Annotated in this window: 15 protein-coding genes; 5 read left to right on the forward strand and 10 right to left on the reverse strand. The window is 60.2% G+C overall.

The genetic code is table 11. The annotated features are described in order from the left end of the window. Nucleotides 1–181: 181 nt before the first annotated feature. A complete protein-coding gene (pheS, locus tag JNM85_08575; protein ID MBL8088105.1) occupies nt 182–1,186 on the forward strand; it encodes a phenylalanine--tRNA ligase subunit alpha in 1,005 nt (334 codons plus the stop codon). Here pheS and holA read toward each other — a convergent pair. From holA to JNM85_08605, 6 genes are all read right to left on the reverse strand, one after another. After that, complete coding sequence (gene holA / locus JNM85_08580; GenBank protein ID MBL8088106.1) at nt 1,183–2,259, reverse strand: DNA polymerase III subunit delta; 1,077 nt, start codon at nt 2,257–2,259, stop codon at nt 1,183–1,185. The genes pheS and holA overlap by 4 nt on opposite strands. Then, on the reverse strand, nt 2,256–4,292 hold the full coding sequence (locus JNM85_08585) for a hypothetical protein (GenBank protein MBL8088107.1): 2,037 nt from the start codon (nt 4,290–4,292) through the stop codon (nt 2,256–2,258). The genes holA and JNM85_08585 overlap by 4 nt, the downstream gene beginning before the upstream one ends. Further along, on the reverse strand, nt 4,289–5,482 hold the full coding sequence (locus tag JNM85_08590; GenBank protein ID MBL8088108.1) for a DUF58 domain-containing protein: 1,194 nt from the start codon (nt 5,480–5,482) through the stop codon (nt 4,289–4,291). Before JNM85_08590 ends, JNM85_08585 begins: the two co-directional genes overlap by 4 nt. 3 nt (nt 5,483–5,485) lie before the next feature. Next, entirely contained in the window at nt 5,486–6,439 is a 954-nt protein-coding gene (locus JNM85_08595) for a MoxR family ATPase (protein MBL8088109.1), read from the reverse strand. Between the two features lie 71 nt (nt 6,440–6,510). Then, complete coding sequence (locus tag JNM85_08600; GenBank protein MBL8088110.1) at nt 6,511–7,842, reverse strand: DUF1552 domain-containing protein; 1,332 nt, start codon at nt 7,840–7,842, stop codon at nt 6,511–6,513. A gap of 4 nt (nt 7,843–7,846) precedes the next feature. Further along, nucleotides 7,847–10,048 carry a DUF1592 domain-containing protein gene (locus tag JNM85_08605; GenBank protein MBL8088111.1) on the reverse strand — a complete coding sequence of 734 codons (2,202 nt, stop codon included), beginning with the start codon at nt 10,046–10,048 and terminating at the stop codon, nt 7,847–7,849. Between the two features lie 31 nt (nt 10,049–10,079). On the opposite strand from JNM85_08605, the gene JNM85_08610 reads away from it, so the two are divergent. After that, nucleotides 10,080–11,066, forward strand: a complete 987-nt coding sequence (locus tag JNM85_08610) for a hypothetical protein (protein MBL8088112.1) — start codon at nt 10,080–10,082, stop codon at nt 11,064–11,066. Here the strand turns inward: JNM85_08610 and JNM85_08615 are convergent. Continuing rightward, nucleotides 11,063–12,238 carry a redoxin domain-containing protein gene (locus JNM85_08615; GenBank protein ID MBL8088113.1) on the reverse strand — a complete coding sequence of 392 codons (1,176 nt, stop codon included), beginning with the start codon at nt 12,236–12,238 and terminating at the stop codon, nt 11,063–11,065. The two genes, JNM85_08610 and JNM85_08615, sit on opposite strands and share 4 nt — an antisense overlap. Before the next feature lie 67 nt (nt 12,239–12,305). On the opposite strand from JNM85_08615, the gene JNM85_08620 reads away from it, so the two are divergent. Beyond that, nucleotides 12,306–13,166, forward strand: coding sequence for a polyphosphate kinase 2 family protein (locus JNM85_08620; GenBank protein ID MBL8088114.1), 861 nt, complete (start codon nt 12,306–12,308; stop codon nt 13,164–13,166). Here the strand turns inward: JNM85_08620 and JNM85_08625 are convergent. The 3 genes from JNM85_08625 to JNM85_08635 all read right to left on the reverse strand — a co-directional run bounded on the left by JNM85_08625 (nt 13,163) and on the right by JNM85_08635 (nt 19,331). Continuing rightward, on the reverse strand, nt 13,163–15,517 hold the full coding sequence (locus JNM85_08625; GenBank protein ID MBL8088115.1) for a hypothetical protein: 2,355 nt from the start codon (nt 15,515–15,517) through the stop codon (nt 13,163–13,165). The genes JNM85_08620 and JNM85_08625 overlap by 4 nt on opposite strands. Nucleotides 15,518–15,645: 128 nt before the next feature. Beyond that, nucleotides 15,646–16,587 (reverse strand): prepilin-type N-terminal cleavage/methylation domain-containing protein, encoded by a 942-nt coding sequence (locus JNM85_08630; GenBank protein ID MBL8088116.1) that lies wholly within the window; start codon nt 16,585–16,587, stop codon nt 15,646–15,648. Between the two features lie 230 nt (nt 16,588–16,817). After that, nucleotides 16,818–19,331, reverse strand: a complete 2,514-nt coding sequence (locus tag JNM85_08635; protein ID MBL8088117.1) for an ATP-dependent Clp protease ATP-binding subunit — start codon at nt 19,329–19,331, stop codon at nt 16,818–16,820. Between the two features lie 322 nt (nt 19,332–19,653). Between JNM85_08635 and JNM85_08640 the strand changes: the two genes are divergently transcribed. Beyond that, nucleotides 19,654–21,084, forward strand: coding sequence for an MCE family protein (locus JNM85_08640; GenBank protein ID MBL8088118.1), 1,431 nt, complete (start codon nt 19,654–19,656; stop codon nt 21,082–21,084). A 71-nt stretch (nt 21,085–21,155) separates the two neighbouring features. Next, nucleotides 21,156–21,692: a 50S ribosomal protein L9 gene (locus JNM85_08645; protein MBL8088119.1), complete on the forward strand. Its 537-nt coding sequence runs from the start codon at nt 21,156–21,158 to the stop codon at nt 21,690–21,692. The last annotated feature ends 6 nt before the right edge of the window (nt 21,693–21,698 follow it).

Below are 21,698 nucleotides of genomic sequence, written 5' to 3' on the forward strand. Positions count from 1 at the left end.
CCCAAAGTAACTCACCCAAACCCATACTGCCAGCATCCCTGCACGGCTTCCCCGATGGGTCTTGCCTATTAACTTCCACACACTGGCGCGAACACTAGCTCGCATAAATACCTGCATCGCGCTGCATAAACTGGGACGCCCATTGCAAAGAAACCTGTAGTTGCGTAAGATGGATGGCTGAATGCAGGAGATTGTCGACATCGAAGTTCGAGCCTCGAGCGCGGTTGCAGAAGCGCCAAATCTGGCAGCCCTCAAGCAGTGCGAGTCAGACTTCCTCGGTAAGAAAGGGTCGCTGATGCTGCTCATGAATAAACTGGGTTCTCTGGACCCCGATGCACGGCGTGAGTTTGGCAAGAACCTCAACGAGGCGCGCGGTCGGGTCCAGGCCGCGATTGATCAGCGCCACTCCGAACTCAAAGCTCGCGAGCAGGCCGCTCAGTTTGAGTCCGAGCGGATCGATATCACGATGCCTTCCCGGCCCCTGGCGGTGGGCCACGAGCACGTCTTGCAACTCACGATCAACCGGATCAAGCGCGTCTTCGTCGGCCTCGGCTTTGAGTACGTGGAATCGCCCGAGCTCGAACAGTTCAAGTACAACTTCACCGCGCTGAACTACCCGCTCGACCATCCAGCGATGGACGATCAAGACACGTTCTACGTGACCGACGACCTGCTGCTGAGAACTCAGATGACCGCCGTCCAAGGCCGGATGTTCGAGACGCGCAAGCCTCCGTTCCGGTTCTTCGCCGTAGGCCGTACGTTCCGGAATGAAGCGGTTGACCGAACCCATAGCCACACCTTCCACCAGGTGGACGCGTTCATGGTGGACGAGAAGGTCTCTATGGCAAACCTGAAGGGGACGCTGGGAGCGTTCGCACGCGCCATGTTTGGCGAGGACGTGAATGTTCGGTTCCGACCCGACTTCTTCCCGTTCGTCGAACCCGGGGTGGACTATGCGATCTCGACTCCCAAGCTATTCAATGGTCGCTGGGTAGAACTCGGCGGCGCGGGGCTCATCCACCCGAAGATCCTGCAGAGCTACGGGATCGACATTGATCGGTACTCGGGGTTTGCGTTCGGGCTGGGTGTCGAGCGGATCCCGATGATGGCCCACGGCGTGGACGATCTCCGGTTGTTCCTGGAGAACGATCTGCGGTTCCTGGAGCAGTTCCGCGACGAGCTCTAAGCGCGCCTGCCCATCGTATCGCAGCACGCCAAGATCAGGCTCTCCAGCGTCTCCAGCGCATCGACGCTTGGTAAAACCCCTTTCAGCCTTGCGTCCGCTTCGGAGAGGTGATTCAGGCACTGTTCGGCTTGGGCCTTGCTCACATTCTTTGCCGACTGAATTGCCCGATTCCGTGCCCAGGGATTCTCGGTTCCCAAGTTCGGTTTTTTGGGAAAGTGCGCGATGATCGACTCTGACGGTGCGCCGGGATTGATGCCCGCATCAATGCAAGCCCGCGCCTGCCAGATCAGTTTGAACTGCCGCGCGAGGTTAGGCAAAATGCTGCGATTCGCCGCTTCGTCTGCCTTGGTCGCGCTTGAGACCATGACTCGTAGCTGACGGAGCGCCTGACCCGGCTGCCCAGCAACCACTGCATCGGCGAGCTTGAAGACGTTCCACTCCCGGCTGGGGGTCGCGGCTGCCAATACGTCGGTCTCGCGGACTTCCAAGCTTGGCTCGACATAGATGCACAGTTTCTCAAGCTCCGAGATGCAGCGACTATAGCTTCCGCCGCACATCTCGGCCAGCGCGGTCGCTGCAGGAGGGGTGAGCTGCTTCCCGGCTTCTTTTGCGGCCTCCCGAAGCGCGCTCTGAAGCTTGCCCGCGTCCTTCAGCGAACAATCGATCACCGACCCGCCTGCCTTAGTCACCACGGATTGCCATGCTTGCCCAACGGTCCCTAGTTTGCGAGCGCGGTCGTCATCGGCCGTCATCTCCTCATCGGCCACGAGCACGATCAGCGCGGTCGGGGGCAACCCGGCGAGTCCTGGCTGCCAGTCCGCAGCCGTCTCGCGCGTGCGAAGCAAGTTACGAACGACGACCGTTCGACGGTCCCCCATAAAGGGCACGGTGCCCGCACTCCCGATCCATTCCGCCGGGGTGCTGGTGTCGCCCTGGACAAACTCGGTGTCGAACTCGTCGGTGCCCGCCAATCGCAGCAGTTCTGACAATGCCTGCCGACGCAAGACCTCTTCATCGCCGCGAATCAGGACGACTCGCGAGGCCACCGATTTCTCCACCCCTAGGTTCATCACTTCTGGCGCGACTCCTGCCAACGTTGTACCGCCGATCGAGCCTCTCGGGCCGCCGCTTCGTCGGAGTCTGCCGCTCGGGCGAAAAATAGGCGCTCAAAGATCAAGTACGTCTCGCGAGACACTGGGTCGTTCGATCCAACCCGGTCCAAGTACTCCAGCATCGTTTCGCCCATGCGACGCGGCTTCCCGGTTGACTTCTCGAGTCGTCGCTGGAACAGCAGGTACTGCTTGTTAACCAGCGAGGCACGTGCCCGGACTCCCTTTGGCTGGAACGAATCGAACAGCGAGCGGATCACCAACCCTAGACCCGCAACCGCCGCGACGATGAGCAGCGCGCTTTGGAAGATCTTCGACCAGTCCGACCTGGACTGCTGCTCTTCCTGGTCGGTCACGTCTTCGGCGTAGGCGGTGGCGTCGAAAGCGACCCAGCCGATCTCCTCGAAGTACACCTCGGCCCACATGTGGTAGTCCGAGTCCTTGACGGTATAATAGCCTCGTTCGTCCCGCTGGGGATCGCGCATCAGCAGTCCCGTGGCGATGCGCGTCGGCAAGCCCGCCGCCCGCGCCAGCGAAGCAAATGCGCTCGCAAAGAGATCGCAATATCCCAGCTTTGAATCGAATAGGAAGTGGTCCACTACATTCTTGCCTGTGGGTACTGCGGGTGCGTTGAGCGAATACCTACAGTTGTCCCCGATGTACTGCATGATCCGTTCGGCTTTCTCGGCATCGGCGGTCGCGCCATCCGTGATTTCCAGTGCAAGACTTCGGACTTCGGGCGACACCCAGGTCACGTCGTAGAAAATCGACTGATTATTGAGCGGCGGTGCGGTGGTACTGCGATCCCCGACCGCCCCATCAAACACTCTGACGGTTGCGCTGTACTCGGTCGGCACGGGTAGCTCCACAACCTCTACTGTCCCGTCCGGGTTGATCCTTAGTTTCCCTCTCTCCAAGCTCAGCGTGAGCGGTTCACCAGGCAAGTTAAGCGGACTTGCCGAGCCCCTCAAGACCTTATAGGAGAAGTCAATTGCTTGTCCCTGGGGCATGATCGAATCCACGTCGTACGGCTCCGCCTCGCGGCGACTGCTCGGCCCGGTCCCGAGGAAGGGGCGAACGCCTCGTGCCGAAGTCAAGCGGCTCCACCCCGTGCCCGAGAATCGGTCGAAAGTGCCCGATCTGAGCAGCCTCGGATGGTCGACTTTGACCTTGCCGACTGGAGTGTTGAAGAAACTCGCAGGCCCACGACCGACCTGATAGCTGTCGTTCGTGTTGTTCCCCACGTTCGCCGACGCTGGCCTCGGCAAGTTGTTGGGAACGTTCACGCGCAGGGCTTGAGTGATCGGCTCGATCGTCGTGCGGATCGCGGGCGCGCCAAGCGCACTCATCATGATGATGACAAGCGCGGAGATCACCGCCCACTCCGGCCCGGCCATCCAGCGCCAAGCTCCGGACTGCATCACGTGCTTGACGACGTCCTCCGACGTGAGGGTCTCCGATGAGGACGGTTCCAGTGCCTCTTCGGCTTGAATCACCATCCTGCGCGCGTGCGAACGGAAGAAAAGCGTTGCAGTGCAGATGAGGAAAATAAAGAAGAATAAGCTTGCTAACTTGAACGTATCAAAGGCACCGACCAACCCAAAGATCGCGATGCATGGGACCGCTTGGAAGCACAGGGTGGAGTCTCGCCACGCCACGATTCCGCACACCATGACAGTCCAGGTAAAAATACCAGCCATGATGATTTGCCACGGGTACCCGGGGGGAGGGAGTAGCTCATTCAGCGGTCTTGCGAATGCGACCATCGCGATGGCGACGAGGGCATACAGAAATCCGCTGGTCATGGTGGTGAACTTGAGCGGCAACGAGGTACGCAGTGCGTGGCCGACAAGCGCCGCGAGGACAGACCCGATCGCGAACACCATCGCGAAGGTGTCTTGACCAATGGACGCCAGGCTTGAGTAAGCCGCAAGCCCCGCGGCGAGCCCCATGAGCAGGTGATCGAGGATCGTAATGTGTTGGGTGATTCCCTTCATGGCAGCGCCACCACCGGAGGCATCAGTACCACCTTGGTGCCCGCCATTCTCAGGTTGGCAAGGAAGTCCGGATCGAGTGCGGGTTTCACTCGCGACTGAGGATCAAACTCAAGCGGATCGTAGACGAGGCACACCGTTTCCGCGACGTCTAGCTTCGCGAGCACCTCGGGCAGCTCCGGGTCGGCGACTGCGATGGAGACATACACGGTCCCGGTCCCAGCCAGGGTCTTCGCGCACTCCCGAATCTCTTGGGCGACCGAGACGGGTACTGGCGCGTCGAACTCGGCGAGCACCTCGTTGATGCGACGAATCTTGTCACCATACGGCTCTCCCGGCTGATTCCGGAGTCCGAGCGCCGGGAACTCAAGCGTCGCGCCCATCTTCAGAAACTCTTCGCACAAGTAGACCCAGTGTCCGCACATCGCTTCGAGCGTCGTGATGACCTTGCCCACCTCGGTACCGGCTTCGCGTTGGATGAAAATCGATGCGCTCAGGTCCGATCCGACTTCGAACTCCTTCACCATGATCGACCGGCCCCGCGCGCTGCTGAGCCAGTGGATCGAGCGCAGCGGGTCACCCGGGGCGTACTCCCTGATGCCGCGCGGCTCCAACCCCGAACCTCGAAATTTGCCGGTATCAGACTCCACAAATCCTCCCGATCCCCCTGCTGGCCTCAAGCCAAGGTTCGTCGGGATTCGCGCCGGATAGACGATGAGCTCCGTGGGTTCCGTCCGCAGGCTCCGCGCCATCGTGACCAAGCCCAAGGCGTCGGTCCCAAAGACAACCACCGTACTCCAGCGGTACTTCCCTCTGCGCGCAGGACGGAAACTGTAGCGTGTCTGGATCGGCTGATCGAAGCTCGGGGCGACCGGCAAGCTCGGACTGCGATCCGTCGTAATGAGCCGCTCCGGAAGCTGATCGTAAACGGTGATCAGCGGTCGCTTGGTGCGATGATCGCTGACCACCGTCATGCTCACCGTGACCAGGTCGCCACTGTGCACCGCGGGTGGAATCACGCGTTCGATATGCAGCCCGCGCACCGCCAACCATGCCTGCAGGCGGCACGCCAAGATCGTCGCGACCATCGCCGTCGCCATGTAGAAGAGGGCAGGCGAATTGATCAAGACGGCCATGATGATCAGAAAAACTGCTGACCACGGGGGCACGATTCGGGCAATCCGAGAGAACATTGATTAGGCAGAAACGGGCAGCGGAACCGGGACCGAATCGAGCAACTGTGCGACGATCTGTTCGTTGGTCATGCCGCGAGCTCGCACTTCACCTCGCGCGATGATGCGGTGCGACAGGACCATGGCCGCGACCGACTTCACGTCCTCAGGGCGGACATAGTCGCTGCCCGCTAAGAGCGCTGCTGCTTGGGCCGCATGCGAGAGCATAAGGCTTCCACGGGGGGATGCGCCAACCACCAACAAACTGTGGCCGCGCGTCGCGCGGACAATATCGACGACGTACTGGCGAATTGCTTCGCTCACGTGGACCTCACGGACTCCCGCCTGACAAGCGACCATTCTCTCGGGATCGCACACCTGCTGAACCGATTCGAGCGGGTGGCTGGTCTGCTGGCCTCGCACGATTTCCATCTCAGCGTCGCGGTCGGGATAGCCCAGGCTCAAGCGCCCAAAGAAACGGTCGAGCTGAGCCTCGGGAAGCGGATAGGTGCCGGTCATCTCAATGTTGTTCTGCGTGGCGATGACGAAGAACGGTTGCGGGAGCTTGCGCGTTATACCGTCGGTCGAGACCTGCCGCTCTTCCATGGCTTCCAGGAGCGCGGCTTGGGTCTTGGGAGTCGCGCGGTTCACCTCGTCGACGAGGACGATGTTGCCGAACACCGGCCCCGGGCGGAACTCAAATGTTCCATCGTGCTGATGGTACATCGAGGTTCCCGTGATGTCGCTGGGCAACAGGTCGGCGGTGAACTGGACGCGCAGAAACTCGCCACCAATCGTCTTGGCAAGCGCTTTGGCCAAGGTCGTCTTCCCGACCCCCGGGATGTCTTCCAGGAGCAGGTGGCCATTGCACAGAAGTGCGAGGACCGCACGACGAATGACCTCGTCCTTACCGACGATGGCCTTTTCGACTTCGTGAATCATGGATTGAGCGAGCGATGATATCTCTGCGGGCTTCAAATAGCGTCTCCGTTTTAACTATTACGTTGCCATTGTGACGGAGATTCGCTGGCTCAAGGTTTGCCTTCAGGTTAAAGCAGCTCTCTCAGCGGTCCGGTACTGTCTCCGATCTTGTCCATGTTTGCACCAAACCGGCTCAGCATCGACACGAAGAGGTTCGTCATCGGCGTGCCGGGGACGAATTGCAAGTGACGTCCCCCCTTCAGGCTTGAGCCACCTTTGCCCGCGAGCAAAATCGGAAGATCGTCGTGGTTATGGCGGTCGCCATCGCTAATGCCGCCGCCGTAGACGAGCAGCGTATTGTCCAAGAGCGTGCTATCACCCTCGCGGATCGACTGCATCTTGTTCAGCACGTAGGCCAGTTGCGCGACATGGAACTCGTCGATCCGGCGCTTGGCTTCGAGCCGGTGCGGGTCCTTCCCGTGGTGCGACATCTCGTGGTGGCCGTCACTCACGCCGATCATCGGGTACGCCCGGTTCGAGCCTTCGTTGGCAAACATAAGCGTCGCGATGCGAGTGAGGTCCGATTGGAAGGCGAGGATCATCATGTCCCCCATGAGTCGGATGTGCTCGCCGAAGTCTCCGGGGATACCCGCAGGCGTGGGGCCAACCTGTGCCCGACTCGCCTGAGTCTGCTCGAACCGTTCCATCCGGATCTCGATTTCTCGCACCGCGGCCAAATACTCTTGAAGCTTGTGACGGTCGCGTTGGCCCAGTTTGCTTTCGAGCGCGGTCGCCTCAGCTGAGGCATAGTCCAGAACACTCGCGCGGAGAGCGCGACGGCGAGCCTGCGCCTCGGGCCCCTGGTCTGCACTCCCGAAAAGCCGTTCGAATACCAGTCGTGGGTTGATCTCTTTGGCGACCGGCGAGGTAGAGCTGGACCAGCTCACGGAGCTGGAGTAGGCGCACGAGTAGCCGCTGTCGCAGTCCCCGGACTGGGCACCGCGCTCGCAACCAAGCTCTAGGCTCGCAAATTGGGTGAGGTGACCCCGTTGCTGGGCAGCGAGCTGGTCGGCGCTGACTCCAACGTAGATGTCCGAGCCGTTCGTCTTTTTCGGTTGGCACCCGGTCAGCCAGGCTGCGGTGCTGCGGGCGTGGTCGCCAGGTCCGTCCCCATTCGCCTCGGCGTGTCGCTGCGCCAAGCCCGAAAGGATATTGAGCTGGTTTCGCACCGGATTGAGCGGCGACAGGAGCGGGGGCAGATCAGTCAACGCCCCGGCTGTCGCGGGTCGCCACGCGTCCATGCTCATGCCGTTCGGCACGAAGAGAAACGCCATGCGCACCGGTGCCTTTGGCGCAGAAACCGCGAGCGCTGTGAGCGGCATCATCGCTTCGAGCATAGGCAGCGCGATGGCGGATCCCATGCCACGCAGGACGGTTCGACGAGAGAGTGGTGCACTCATGATCTTAGGGGTTGCCTCCGCCCGTCTTCAAGAAGAGCGGGCTCTTAACGAGTTCCTGGACAAAGCTTGAGAATCGATACTGCGATTTGGCGGCAGCCGCGGCGATGCGTCGGTGCTCGGCCAGGTCCGCTGGGGTGGGGCCGCGACCCAGCGCATAGGTCGCCAACCGCTCGGTGAAGTTGGTCGCGAAGAGGTCAACCCGATCCATGAGCAACTTTCGCAGGCCCTGGGGGCCCAGAAACTCCGTTCCGTCGTCGAGCTTCCCCGAGGCATCGATGGCGAACTTTCCGTCGACAGTGCGCCATCGCCCCACCGGGTCGAAGTTCTCCAAGCTGAATCCGATGGCGTCCATCTGTTTGTGGCAGTTCGCGCAGGCCGGATTCGAACGGTGTGCCGCGAGTCGATCGCGGATGCTCGTGGCGGCCACGACTGCGGGCGCATCATTGAGTACCCCAACACCGGGCGGAGGGGGCGGCGGCGGGGTGCCGAGGAGGTTCTCCAGCACGAACTTGCCACGCTTCACCGGCGAAGTGCGGGTCGGGTTACTCGTGAGCGTCAGAATGCTCGCCTGGCCCAAGATTCCGCGTCGATCTGCTGAAGAGACGCTGACCCTCCGAAAACTGGTACCGGTCACGTCGGGCATACCGTAGAGTTGACCCAGTTCCCCATTCACAAAGGTGACCTGTCCGTCGAGAATCTCGGTTACCGGTCGGTCATTGCGCACGATGTAGTCGAAGAAGCGGGTGGTCTCCTCGATCATCGACTTCACCAGCGATTGCGGCGCGGGACCGGCGACCGACTTGTCGGGCACGTGGCTTTGTAGCTTGCGCAACTGCAACCACTGCCCCGCAAACTCGGTGGATAGCGAGCGCGACTTAGGGTCCAAAATCATCCGGGCTACTTGTCGATCCAGTTCTTCGGGTTGCAGCAAGCTTCCATCCGCTGCACGGGCGTAGAGAGTATCGTCGGGCATGCTCGCCCAGAGGAAGTAGCTCAGCCGCGACGCAAGCTCGTACGCATCGAGCGGCCGAGACGCACCCGTCCCCTGCTCGATCCGGAAGAGGAATCGCGGGCTAGACAGCACCGAGGCGATCGCGGCGCGCATTCCGTCCTCCCACTCGGTGAACTTCCTCGCCTGCGCCTCAAGTGCATCCAATTGATCTGCAGTGACTGGCCGACGCCACGCTTTGGCCGCAAACTGCTCGATGGTCCGCCGAGTGATCGCACGGACATTGCCAGCGTCCGGCCGCTGCGCGAAAGCGCCCCCAGCGCTCGCCGTGCCTCGTAAGGGGCCGACGATCTTAACTTGATGTAAGACAAGGTTGCGATCGGCCTTCGCACCGGGACTGAAAAAGTCGTTATCGAATGAGACGCCCAAGACGTTGGGACCCTTACCCATGCGGACCACAACGGATACGACCATCCGCTGGTCCCGAGTTGCGCTGATGTCGAATGTTTTGATTTTCTCGCCGTTGAGCCAACACGACATCCGGCACGGCTCGTCGCCTGCTTGGTCTCCGTCCGCCGTGAGCTCCAGCCGATAGTCTCCCCCGACAAGCGTTTGGACCATGAGCTCACCCACCCCGTTCTTGTAGAACATACGCGAGTCACTCCCCAACGGAGAGCTGCTTGTCTTCGAGTCGAATTCAACTCCAGCGTGTACAAACTCCTTCTCGGAGGTATCGGGCACGAGTCGGCTGCTGATGGTGATCGCGGCGTCAATATACTTCTCCATCAACAGTGGCGAAAGAGTAAGCACATCGCCATTCTGATCAAAGCCATACCCCACGTCGTCAGCCGGGAAATCGTCTGCAAGCTTCAGATCCAATCCGGTGAGGTCGCGAATCGTGTTGTTGTACTCCGCGCGATTGAGCCTTCGCATCGTCACGCGTGGGGCCTCTGCGCTCAGGGAGGACTCCAAGAATCTCACCAGCGCCGAACGCTCGGCTGGCGTCGGCTGTTTCGCTCCCTTGGGAGGCATGTGGCCAGACTGGACTGCGCGCAGAGCCCGGCCATACAGCGTTGGGTTGGCCCGGATCTGCGCGACCGTTGGGTTGAGTGGCAAGGCAACATTCGCCGGTGCGAGGGCCTTGCCGTGGCAAGGCGAGCAGTACTGGTTCATCACCTGGCCACCAGACACGGGAGCCTGGAATGAGGCGGTGCTACCCAGCAACGAACCAGGGATCCACAATGCCCCAACAAGCATCAAAGGGCCGATCGATCTGCTCACTGTTTTGATGCGAACCACAGTACTATTATCAACGAACATCGGGCGTGGACGCGTCACCACGCTCCAGTTGCGCCCAGATTGGAAGGATCCAATGCCCGAACTCCCCGACATCGAACTCTATGCGGCTGCACTGCGACAACGGATCGTAGGCCAGCCGCTGCAGCAGTCGACGGTTAAAAGTCTATTCGCCTTGCGGTCAGTCGAGCCTCCGATGTCGGCACTCGCTGGCGCAGTTAGTAAGGATATCTTACGATTCGGCAAACGACTAGTATTTGTCTTCGACGCGCCTGCGGTGATGGTCACCCACCTCATGCTCGCCGGACGGCTCTTATGGGATGCGAAGCCGACATCCCTGGGCAAGGCGCTCCTCGCAAGCTGGCAGTTCCCGACGGGCACTTTGTACCTGACCGAGGCGGGCACGAAGCGGAGGGCCTCAATCACCCTCTTTCCGAATCTGGAGGCAGCAAGAGGCGCCATTCCGGCTGCGCTCGAGCCGTTGGAGTGTACGGAACAGGAGTTCCTTAAGGCGGTTGGTGCCAGCAGCCGCACCCTCAAGCGAGCACTCATTGACCCAGCGACTCTCAGCGGTATAGGCAATGCTTACTCGGACGAGATTCTCCATCATGCAAGGCTCTCACCCGTCAGGCTAACGAATCATCTGGATAACCAAGAATGGTCTCGACTTTACTGCTCGACCCAGCATGTCCTCGGCCAAGCAATGCAGCACCTCAAGGACCACTTTGGCGATCGCTTTCCAGGCCGGGGCCAGATCACCGCATTTCGGCCTGAGTTCGCCGCCCACGGCAAGTTCGGTCAACCGTGTCCGGTGTGTGGAGTCCCCATTCAGCGGATCCGCTATGCCGAGAACGAGACCAATTACTGCCCGCGGTGCCAGAACGAGGATCGTCTGCTCTCGGATCGGTCACTCGCCCGATTGCTCAAGGCAGATTGGCCCCGGACGGTCGAAGAGTTACTTGAGGGCAAACAGCGCTAGGCGCCGAGCTTGCCTGAGCCTTCGAGCGCGGCTTCGTACATCGCCAGTCGGGCGTGCATCTCAGCAAGGGTCGTTCGGTCGATTCCTTCCGCGCCCTTGCGCAGAAGCTCGATGGCCTCGCGCTGGATTGTCACCGCTTTTCGGAGGTTGCCCATGCGGTAGTGCAGCAGAGCGGCCGTGTCCTTCACAAGCGCCGTTTCGGTGGGCTGCTCCTTGATAAGGGTCAAGGCTCGTTCGGCAAACTCCAGCGCCATCTTGTAGTTTGGCTCTTTCAGTTGGCCGTAGAATTCTTGAGCGATGTACCAAGCCATGGTGTTCAGCTGGACCCAGTTGTCCTTATAGATGCCGTCAGCTAGCTTACGGCCGTAATCGTAGGCCCGCTTCTCATCGACGTACAGGAGTGCATCGTAGCGCATGATTCCGATCTGAGATTCGAAGAGCGGGTGCTCTTCGAGCACCTTATCCAGTGTGGCCAAAACTGTCTTTAAGTCCTTCGACGCGTATGCCTCCTGCAGCTGGGTACTCACGGCCGACATCGCCTTGCGATAGTCGATTCTCGCGAGTTTCTGATCGAGGCCCTTCATCGCGAGCTCCCGTTCCTTCGCGACGTCCCACTTGCCCGCAACGACTTGGCCAAGCACCTTATCGAGCGTGGCGGGAGTACCGATCCATGCGAGAATGCCGTTCTGGTCGACGATGTACACCAGCGGAATTGTCTCCTGGGCTGCCGCATAGACCCAGTTTTCGAGCATCCAGTTCTTCTCGGTATCCACCACTATGGGAAATCGGATCTTGGAGTCCATGGTCTGGACGTACGATTTCACACCGCCCACGATGTCTTGCGTACCCGAGGAAGACTGCTTCTCCCATACAGCCACGCCGACCATGTCCACCTTCGAGGCGTACTTTTCGGCGAGCTGGCTCATGCGCGGCATCTCCGATCGACAGATGGGGCACCAAGTGGCGAAGAACTCGACGACGGTTACACGACCACTTTTGAATGATTCAAATCCGGAGTCTTTTACCAGTCGGGTGACCTGGATGTTGGGCGCTTTGTCGCCCACCATCAGCAACCCGGCAGGTGTTTGGGCTCGGGCCAGAGCCGCCACGCCCACTGCCCACAAGACGACCGCTACCGTCCTGATGCGCGTGTTCCAGATCGCCGTTCGCATTTTTGTCTCCAAGTCAATACTGTACTACAGCACGGATTCGTGAGTAAATTCCCTTGTCTTTGAAGCAATGCCACGTTTCGGTGGCCAAAATGAGATCATGCCCCATGCCGTCGTGATCAAGCCGGACCAGTCCATCGACCTTGCCAAGTTCGACACTTGCGAGAAAGGTGGGCTCGATAAGGAGACCGCTCAGGCGAAAGTCGCTGAGCTCGGCAAACGACTGACCGAGCTTCAAGAGCTCATGTACGCCGCGGGTCGGAACAGCCTCTTAGTCTTGTTTCAGGGGCGAGATACCGCAGGTAAGGACGGTGCAATCAATCGAATGCTCGACTTCGTAAACGTGCAAAGCGCGCGGGTCGCTGCATTCAAAGTCCCGACTCCCGTCGAGCTTGCCCACGATTTCCTGTGGCGGGTGCACCAAGAGACGCCCGGCAAAGGCGGCATCACTGTTTTCAACCGCTCTCATTACGAAGACGTCCTGGTGGTGCGAGTGCATGAACTCGCGCCGAAGGAAGTGTGGTCCAAGCGGTACGAGCACATCAACAACTTCGAGCGTATCCTTACGGATAGCGGCACCATCCTGATCAAGTTCTGTCTGTGGATCAGCAAAGACGAGCAAGAGCAGCGGCTCCTTGACCGCGAGCAAGACCCGACGAAGAGTTGGAAACTTTCAGTCGGCGATTGGAAAGAGCGGGAGAAGTGGGACGACTACACCGCCGCGTATGAAGACGTGCTCAAGCGGTGCAGCCCGGAGAACGCGCCATGGCGACTCATCGCCGCAGACCACAAGTGGTACCGCGACCTCGCCGTGATGGAGACACTGATCTCTGCGCTTGAGCCTTATGAAGCTGGTTGGCGAAAGCACCTTGAGGAGATCGGCGTAAAGGCGAGAGCCGAGCTCGAGGCGTTTCGCGCCGCCGTTCCCTAGGGAGGGGTCGTCTCGGTTCCGCCGCCGTCAAACGAGCCGTCAAAGAACTTCATCATCGGCGACTTCCGGAATGCAGCCCTTTTGGCTTCGAGCTTTGCTTGCTGCTCCGCCGTCAGATCCTTCAGCCCCACGATCTTAGCGCTTGACGCATGCTGGTCGTCGACGAGCCGCTCCGAAACCTTTATCCCCGGGGCCAGATCCAACACGATATTGATAATGTTGCGGTCTCCAAGCTTGAACTTGTCCATTGCGGGCATGAACGCCGCCATCTGCGCGAACATCTTGGTCTCCGACATCACCTGCATCATCGCCAGTTCGCTCGAACCCAGCGCGCCCATCATGCGCGACATCGGATTGTCCTGATCCGCCAAAACGATGCTGAAGTCTTGCTCAATGTTCAGCTTCAGGGTCCCGTTGCTGGGTACGCCGTTGGGCAGTGCCTCGGTCGGCTCGTTTCGGTAGTCGGTCATCTTCTGCGGCATCCACATGACCATCATCTTCATGAAGTCATCTTGATCCGTCTCCTTCCCGGGATCGTCCACTTTGATCATGGGTGGCGCGCCAAAGACGAGCTTTCGGACAGTGGCCATTTGCGTTTGCGAGAGCACGTTGAAAGGAATCCCCTCACCGCGCTTCAGTTGGTCTCGCTGCGCGTTGCTGAGCGACCCGTACAGGCGAAGGATGTCCCAGTTCGTGAGGCCACCGGTCATGGAGCCCATCGCACCCGGAACGAACTGCATGCAATACCGGCCTGAAACCGCTGACAGGGTCGGTGATGGACTGGTCGCTGCGTAAGTAGCGTAGTCGTCGATGTTCGCAACCCCCTTTTCGGTGGCTGCCGCGACCAGTTTGGTAAGCCCGGCGCGATCCACTTGATCGCGCCGCGCCGCAATCCAACTCGCGGGCCGTGCGCCCAGCCAGTTGCCCGACTGATCCACGACGACTGCGTCATTCTCACGGAGCGCGGTGTAGTAGTTCTGCGCCATCGTCTCGGGCCGAGCAAAGCTCATCACGCCCCCGGAGTCCAACCCATCCGGCAAATTTACGATGACTTGCCAGTCGTTCAGCTTGGCGATCGTCGCCAACGCGTCCCCGTGCACGAAACTCAGCGGGTCGTACATGTCGGGTCGAGACAGAATCGCGCGCGCCTTCGGGTCGATCTTAGCTGAGCCACCTTCGGTGAACATGGTCATCGGATTGAGTGAGCTCACGAGTTTGGACTCTTCACTTTGTTCGATCTTTCCATCCTTGATCGGGTACTTCGGCGGCTCAGGCTTTCGCTCCTCTGGCTTCTTTCCCGGAATGGGCACGCCCGCATCTTCGGCGATATCCTCGACCGCTTCCATCACCCGCTCGGATTCGGAGTAGTCCTGCAGGGGCATCTCTGCCGAAGCGACGATCTCACCCTTCGTGTTGAAAACGACGAGTTCGAGCTGCATCGTGCCGCCACCGTCCATGAACCAGTTCATTCCGCCCCCGCCACCATTGGAAACCACCAAGTTGATCTTCGCAGGAGGAGTCGCCAGTCCCTGACGAGGTCGGTTCATCCCCATCATCTCTGCCCACGGTCCAAGCTGCTCCATCATTTCCGCTCGCTCAGCCGGATTCTCCTTAGCGGCCTTCCCTTCCGCGTCTGCAAGTTTGTTGTGCTCGGCGAGGAAGGTGGCGACCAGTTGGCTCTGGATCGTCATCGGGCGCTGCATGCGGGTCGGCGAAGTCGAGTACACGACTCGCGAACCCTCTTCGATCATGGCTAGGTCGGCCGGTCGGAGCGTCAAGGCGACTTTCGACAAGAGGGTGTTCTCAGGTGAATCGCCGCCTCCGAACATTCGACTTACTGTTTGTCTCGCCTCCGGAGCATCATTGGTGTCGGGTGCCGAGTTTCCTTGTTCAGCCTCGGCAGCCGCGCGCTTCAGCATCCGCTGAGTCTCTTCCTTCTCCTGTGACTCGCGAAGTCCCTTCAGAACGCGCGTGAAGTATGCGGCTCGCGCAGCGCGCAGCTCGTTCTCGACGCGATTCATCGCTGCGGGGTCATCAATCAAATGCTTGGATCCGTCGGGGTCCGTTCGCCATCGGCCGCCCGAGTACCGCGCAATGCGCTCCATCACTTCGGAAACCGGAGCATCCTTGACGTGAACGAAGAACACGTCGGCGGCGAGCGCGGGGGCAACCTCTAGCGTCTGCCCAGTGAGTGTGCCTAGTTGCGAAACCACTACCGACAGCGGTTTCGCTTTCGCGTCCAACGTGACCGAGTCCACCGACTCTAGGATCAAGTTAGCGTGGGCAAAGGCTGCAATCGCGATCGGCATGATGCCGAATCCAACCCGGCGAAGAACCGCGCATGATTTCATAACCCATTGTACGTCCACCAAGCTCGCAAGGTTGACCGGTTCAGATCAAAAATGTGCAAGAAGTCCCGGCAACAAAAGACCCTCTGGCGAACAGTGCGCCAGAGGGTTGAGGCGATTCAGACCTCAGATTATTCGACCGGGGTCGTGGTGCCTGGCTTGTTGATCACGCCTCCACCTGCCGTGTACGCGCGCTTGCCCCACAGGAATCGGCTCGGGTTGAGCGTGTCGCTGAGCGTTCGGAACTTCGCGCTGGTGTCGGACATCGCGTAGTTCGCACCCGCGCCGAATCGCGTCGGGGCTGTGTACGTGATGTGCGAGAGACCGGCAGCTGGCGTGCCACCCGTGCAGCTCTTGATGTCTGCCTGAGCGCGCGTCACGCTAATAGCGTAGTAGGTGCTAAGGCCAACTTCCGCCGCTGCTTCACCGGCGAACGGTGCGCCGTTGTCTGCGAGCAAGATCGCGTTGGTCGATCGGTGCGTCTTGAACGCCGCACCCGAAGCAACCGAAGAACCGTTGATACAGGCCGGAACGTCAGTCATCGGAGCGATCAAGATCGTTCCCGATGCGTCTTCGATGACGCTCGTGCTCACCACGCGCATGGGGTCCGCGGTTCGGCGCTTGCGCGGCATCACCAAGGAGTTGACGGTGTAGCTCAGGCGCGGCGCCTGGTTGTCTTGGACCGTCGGATACTGGGCCGTCTGACCCGCAGGCGAACCGAAGCCACGGTTGTTGCCGATGTAGTTCGTCGGTGCGAGACCATTCAGCTTGTCGCCGGGGCTGATGAAGATCTGCAAGTTCTTCACGTAAGGCTGCAGGGTGCCGGACCACTGCGTGTAACCACCCGTCGCGTCGAGGTCGTTGTTGTAGAAATAGGCCTGCGAGTAGGTGTCGTCAGCATCGCCCAAGTAAAGCTGAATGGCCGTGCCAATCTGCTTCATGTTGCTGAGGTCCGAGGTCTTCTTCGCGGCGGCCTTGGCTTGTGCGAAGACCGGGAACAGGATAGCAGCCAGGATTGCGATGATCGCAATAACAACGAGCAACTCAATGAGAGTAAAAGCTTTTCGATTCATGAGAACTCCTCCAGCGGGCTAACCAACGGCTTCGCCCAAGCACCAAGGAGAATTCTGAGGCTGGGCCAGTGCCGTTAACCGGGCCATAACGAAACATTGACGAACGGTTAACACAGGGCCAGCGCCGCACGGGAGTTCCAATTCCGTGGCGTCGGGCAGGTTGCTTACGCAGCTACAAACAAAAGAGGCCCCGGACGATTGACGCCCGGGGCCGCAGATCGGCGCGGATCTTAGCCCGCGGTTCCGGCCTTTTCTTTCTTCTTCGGCGGCTTTTGTTCCTTCTTGACGAAGACCACTTGCTCGCCGTCCAACTCGGCCAACACGGAGTCGCCCTCGGTGAAGCGGCCCAGCAGCAGCTCTTCGCTGATCGGGTCTTCGATGAAGCGCTGGACGGCGCGGCGCAGAGGTCGGGCACCCATGTTCGGGTCGTAGCCCTTGTCCACCAGCAGGTCCTTGACCGCATCGCTGAGCTCCAGCGTGATGCCCATCTGCTTGGCCGACTCGTTGACTCGGCGCATGTACAGGTCGGCGATCTCGAGGATCTCCTCTCGCTTCAGATGCTGGAATACGATGACTTCGTCAACTCGGTTGATGAACTCAGGTCGGAAGGTCTTCTTCATCTCGTCCAGCATGCGCCGCTTCATGTTCTCGTACACCTTCGGATCGCTCGGATCCTCTCGCGTATCGGCGAAACCGAGGCGGCTGTCAAGCTCGATCGGCCGTACGCCGACGTTACTCGTCATGATAATGATCGTATTTCGGAAGTCCACCTGTCGGCCTTGCGAGTCGGTCAAGTGACCGTCTTCCATGACCTGCAGCAGGATGTTGAAAACGTCCGGGTGGGCCTTCTCAATCTCGTCGAGCAGGACGACGCTGTACGGGTTGCGGCGAACCTGTTCGGTTAGCTGGCCACCCTCATCGTATCCCACATAGCCCGGAGGCGCGCCCACCAGTCGGCTGACCGAAAACCGCTCCATGTACTCGCTCATGTCGATGCGAATCATGTTCGATTCCTTGTCAAACAGGTAGGCGGCCAGGGCCTTGGCGAGCTCGGTCTTACCGACACCCGTGGGGCCGAGGAAGATGAACGAACCCATGGGCCGCTTCGGATCGCGCAGACCTGAGCGGCTGCGGCGAATCGCTCGCGAAACGGCCGAGACGGCGTCGTGCTGACCGATGATCCGCTCGTGGAGGTCGTCCTCCATGCGCAGAAGCTTGGCCGACTCGCTCTCCTTGACCATGTTCACCGGGATACCGGTCCAACTCTGGACAATGAGCGCGATCTCGTGATCCGTGACGATGGCAGGGCCCTTCTCTTCGGCCATCCACAGATCCTCGCGGTTCGCGATCGACTCTTCGAGCTCTTCGATTTCCGTTTGGAGCTTGAGAGTCGCGTCGTCGGTCTCGCTCTTGCGTCGCAGGTGGTCGAGTTCGGACTTCATCTTGCTCGCCTTCACGCGGTCCTGTCGGACGTCGAGCGGAGGCAGGCTCATCTGCAGTCGAACGCGGCTGGCAGCTTCATCGATCAGGTCGATGGCCTTGTCAGGCAAGCTGCGATCAGTGATATATCGCTGCGAAAGCTGCACCGAAGCGATCAGCGCATCGTCCGTGATTTCCACGTTGTGGTGAACCTCGTAGCGCTCGCGCAGACCCTTCAGGATGTCGGTTGCCTCTTCCTCGTTCGGTTCGCGCACCTTCACAGCTTGGAAGCGTCGTTCCAGCGCCGCGTCACGCTCAATGTACTTGCGGAACTCTTCCTGGGTCGTCGCGCCGACGCATTGCAGTTCGCCTCGTGCCAGAGCAGGCTTCATGATGTTGCTGGCGTCGATGGCCCCTTCGGCGGCGCCCGCTCCAACCAGCGTGTGAAGCTCGTCGATGAAGAGAATCACTTGGCCCTCGGACCGGCGGACCTCTTCCATGACCTTCTTCATGCGCTCTTCAAACTCACCGCGGTACTTCGTGCCCGCGACCAAGCCGGCAAGGTCCAGCGCAATGATTCGCTTGTCGGCGAGCAAGTCGGGAACGTCGCCCTGCACGATTCGCAGCGCAAGCCCTTCGGCGATGGCGGTCTTGCCGACACCGGGTTCGCCGATCAAGCACGGGTTGTTCTTCGTGCGTCGGCTAAGGATCTGCATGACGCGCTCGATTTCAGATTGGCGGCCCACCACGGGGTCCAGCTTGCCTTCGCGGGCAAGGTCGGTCAAATCGCGGCCAAATTCGTCCAACGTAGCGGTCTTCTGGCCACCGCTCGAGCGCTCCGAGCTACTGCTGCTGGATCGGCTCGACCCGGTGGAGCGTCCGCCGCTCGACTCGTTGTCTTGCAGCGCCAGGACTTCGCGTCGCGCTCGTTCAAGCTCGACTCCCAGCTTTGCCAGGACTCGTCCAGCGAGGCCATCGCCTTCGCGGATCAGGCCGAGGAGCAAGTGCTCAGTGCCGATGTAATTGTTGTTGAGATTCCGCGCCTCATCGTAAGCCAAATCGATCACGCGCTTGGCTCGCGGGGTCAGCGTCATCTCCTGACTCGGACGTGCATCACCGCGCGGAAGCTGCTTCTCGACTTCTTGTCGAATGCGGCTCAGGCTGACGCCCAGTTTCTCCAGGACACGGGCCGCGACACTGTCGGACTCGCGTACTAGCCCCAGCAGGAGATGTTCGGTGGAGACATATCCTTCGCCGAATTTTTGCGCCTCTTCCTGGGCGAAGAAAACGACCTTGCGTGCTCTTTCAGTGAATCGTTGCCACATTGTGTATTTGCCTTATGGTTCCCGGGCTGTTTCCGAGAGACCTTTCTCTCATTACGCCGCAGATGCCTTTGTCTATTCGATGGGTAATCGAATCGAAATGTTCAGTCCGTTTGACCTTCATGGTCCCTAGACACATTGCTAGGTTACCCGTAGCCTAACGAATCCGCCATCGCGTCCGTTAGCGTAATCCTCGGCAAACGTGTCGCGCATCGCTAGGGTCTCCACACGCGTGAGTGTCAACTGATCCGCCACGACGCGGAGCCCAGACGTACCTCAGTCGCCCAACTATCCAATCTCGGGCACAACCTGGCTAAAATGCCGTATGCAAAGCGCATCGAAGGTCGGCACGTTGGTCCTGGTTTTCGGGGGGCTCATGCTCGGGTCGTACGCGATCCTGCAGCGGAGCATCTTCGCGCCAAAGAGCGATCAGTACTTCGCCGAGTTCGCCGATGCGGGCGGAGTGACCGTCGGCGCACGAGTCCTGCTCGCGGGGGTGAACATCGGGAGCGTCTCAAAGGTTGAGCTCGTCGGCGGCAACCGCGCCAAGCTCACCCTGGACGTCGCGCAAGGCACGCAGATTCCCCAAGGCACCGTGGCCGTGCTCCCCACCGCGCTCATCGGCATCGGCGATCGCCAGATCGAACTGACACCACCTGTGAAGACCGGCGGATACCTAACAAGCGGGGCCACCCTAATTGGATCAATGAAGTCGCCGCTCGATGCATTTGCCCCGGACAGCGGCACCACCGTGGCGGCCATGGAGCAGACCCTCAAGAGCGCGACCAAGACCATGGATGCCATGACCAAGCTCCTGTCAGACCAGTCACTCAAATCGGACGTTCAGGCGCTCATGCAGCAGAGCGCTGCGACCGCTGCCGCCTTTGGCAAGCTTGCCGCACGCTTTGACCAGACCCTTTCGCAGAATCAAGCCGCCATTCGCGAGATGATGCGCAACGGATCGGCCATCAGCGGCGACCTCGCGCAAATGAGCCGCAAGTTCTCAAGCTACGTTCAGAGCGGCAAGCTCCAAGGCGGCGTGGACGCCCTCATGGAGCAGATGAATGGCGCGCTCACCGAGGGCCGCGGACTGGTCGCCGATATGCGCAAGGCAATGAACGACCCCGCCGTCCAAGACAACATAAAAGGGATCCTCGCCAACGCGAACACGATGAGCAAGACCGGGACCGAGATCGCCGAGAACGCGAAGATTCTGACCGGCAAGGGAGTCGATTTTGCCGATGAAGCGACCTCGCTGATGAAGAAGGCAAACAAGCTTGCCGATGAGGCGAGCGACCTCTTCGCCGAGCTCAAGAAGAAGATCATCGGCGGCGGAGCGTCCGGCCTGACCGGTGCCCTGCGCAAGATCGAGCTCAGCGCGGACGCCCACCGCGAGAGCAAACCGGACCGGTGGCGAACCGACCTCGGCGTCAAGATCCCAATCAGTTCCAAGGAAAACGTTCACTTCGGCCTGTGGGACGCATTCGAGTCTAACAAACTCAACCTGCAACTCGGCTCCCCCTTCGGCAAGAATGGCGAACTGCGCTACGGCGTCTACGCCAGCAAGCCTGGCGCGGGAATCAACATGCCGCTGGGCAACTCGATGGCGTTACGCGGAGACGTCTTCGGGGTGAACCGCACGCGGTTCGATGCCCGGCTTGAATACAAATTCACCAAGAACGCCGTCGGCTGGGTCGGAGCAGATCGCATCTTCGACCGGAACACCCTCAGCGTTGGATTTGGAATTCGGCGCTAGGCGCGGGTACACTCTGAGATCGCGTTTGACCTTGGCACCGACCAGGGCCTAACTCAACAGGAGGACAGACCATGAAAGTAATTCTCAGACAGACAGTTCCAAATCTCGGCAAAGCCGACCAAATCGTGACCGTCAAGGACGGATACGCACGCAATTACCTCTTCCCGCGCGGCCTCGCCACCGTTGCCGATCGCTCGCAGATCAAAGCGCTCGAAATTCGAAACACCCGGCTAGCGGACAAGATCGCCGCGAACAAGGCCCAAGCCGAAGACCTCAAGACCAAGATCGAAGGCACCGAAGTGCGACTCGAAGGCAAGGTCGGCAAGGACTCCGGCAAGTTGTTCGGCGCAATCACCGCGCAGGACATCGCCGACGCTCTCAAGAAGGCCACTGGTGTGACCGTCGAGAAGAAGCAGGTTGGTCTGCTCGAGCCAATCAAGCGGCTCGGCACCCAGCGACTTTCGATCGATCTGCACCGCGATGTCGATGCCCACATCACGGTCGTTGTGTTCGACCCCGAAGCCCCGGTTGAGGCACCTGCCGCTACGGAAGTTGCTGCAACCGATGATGTTGCGGCCGAACCGGAAGCGGAAGCCGTCGAAGCCTAAGCTTCA

The sequence above is a fragment of the Chthonomonas sp. genome, from assembly GCA_016788115.1.
Taxonomy (GTDB): Bacteria; Armatimonadota; Fimbriimonadia; order Fimbriimonadales; family Fimbriimonadaceae; genus UBA2391.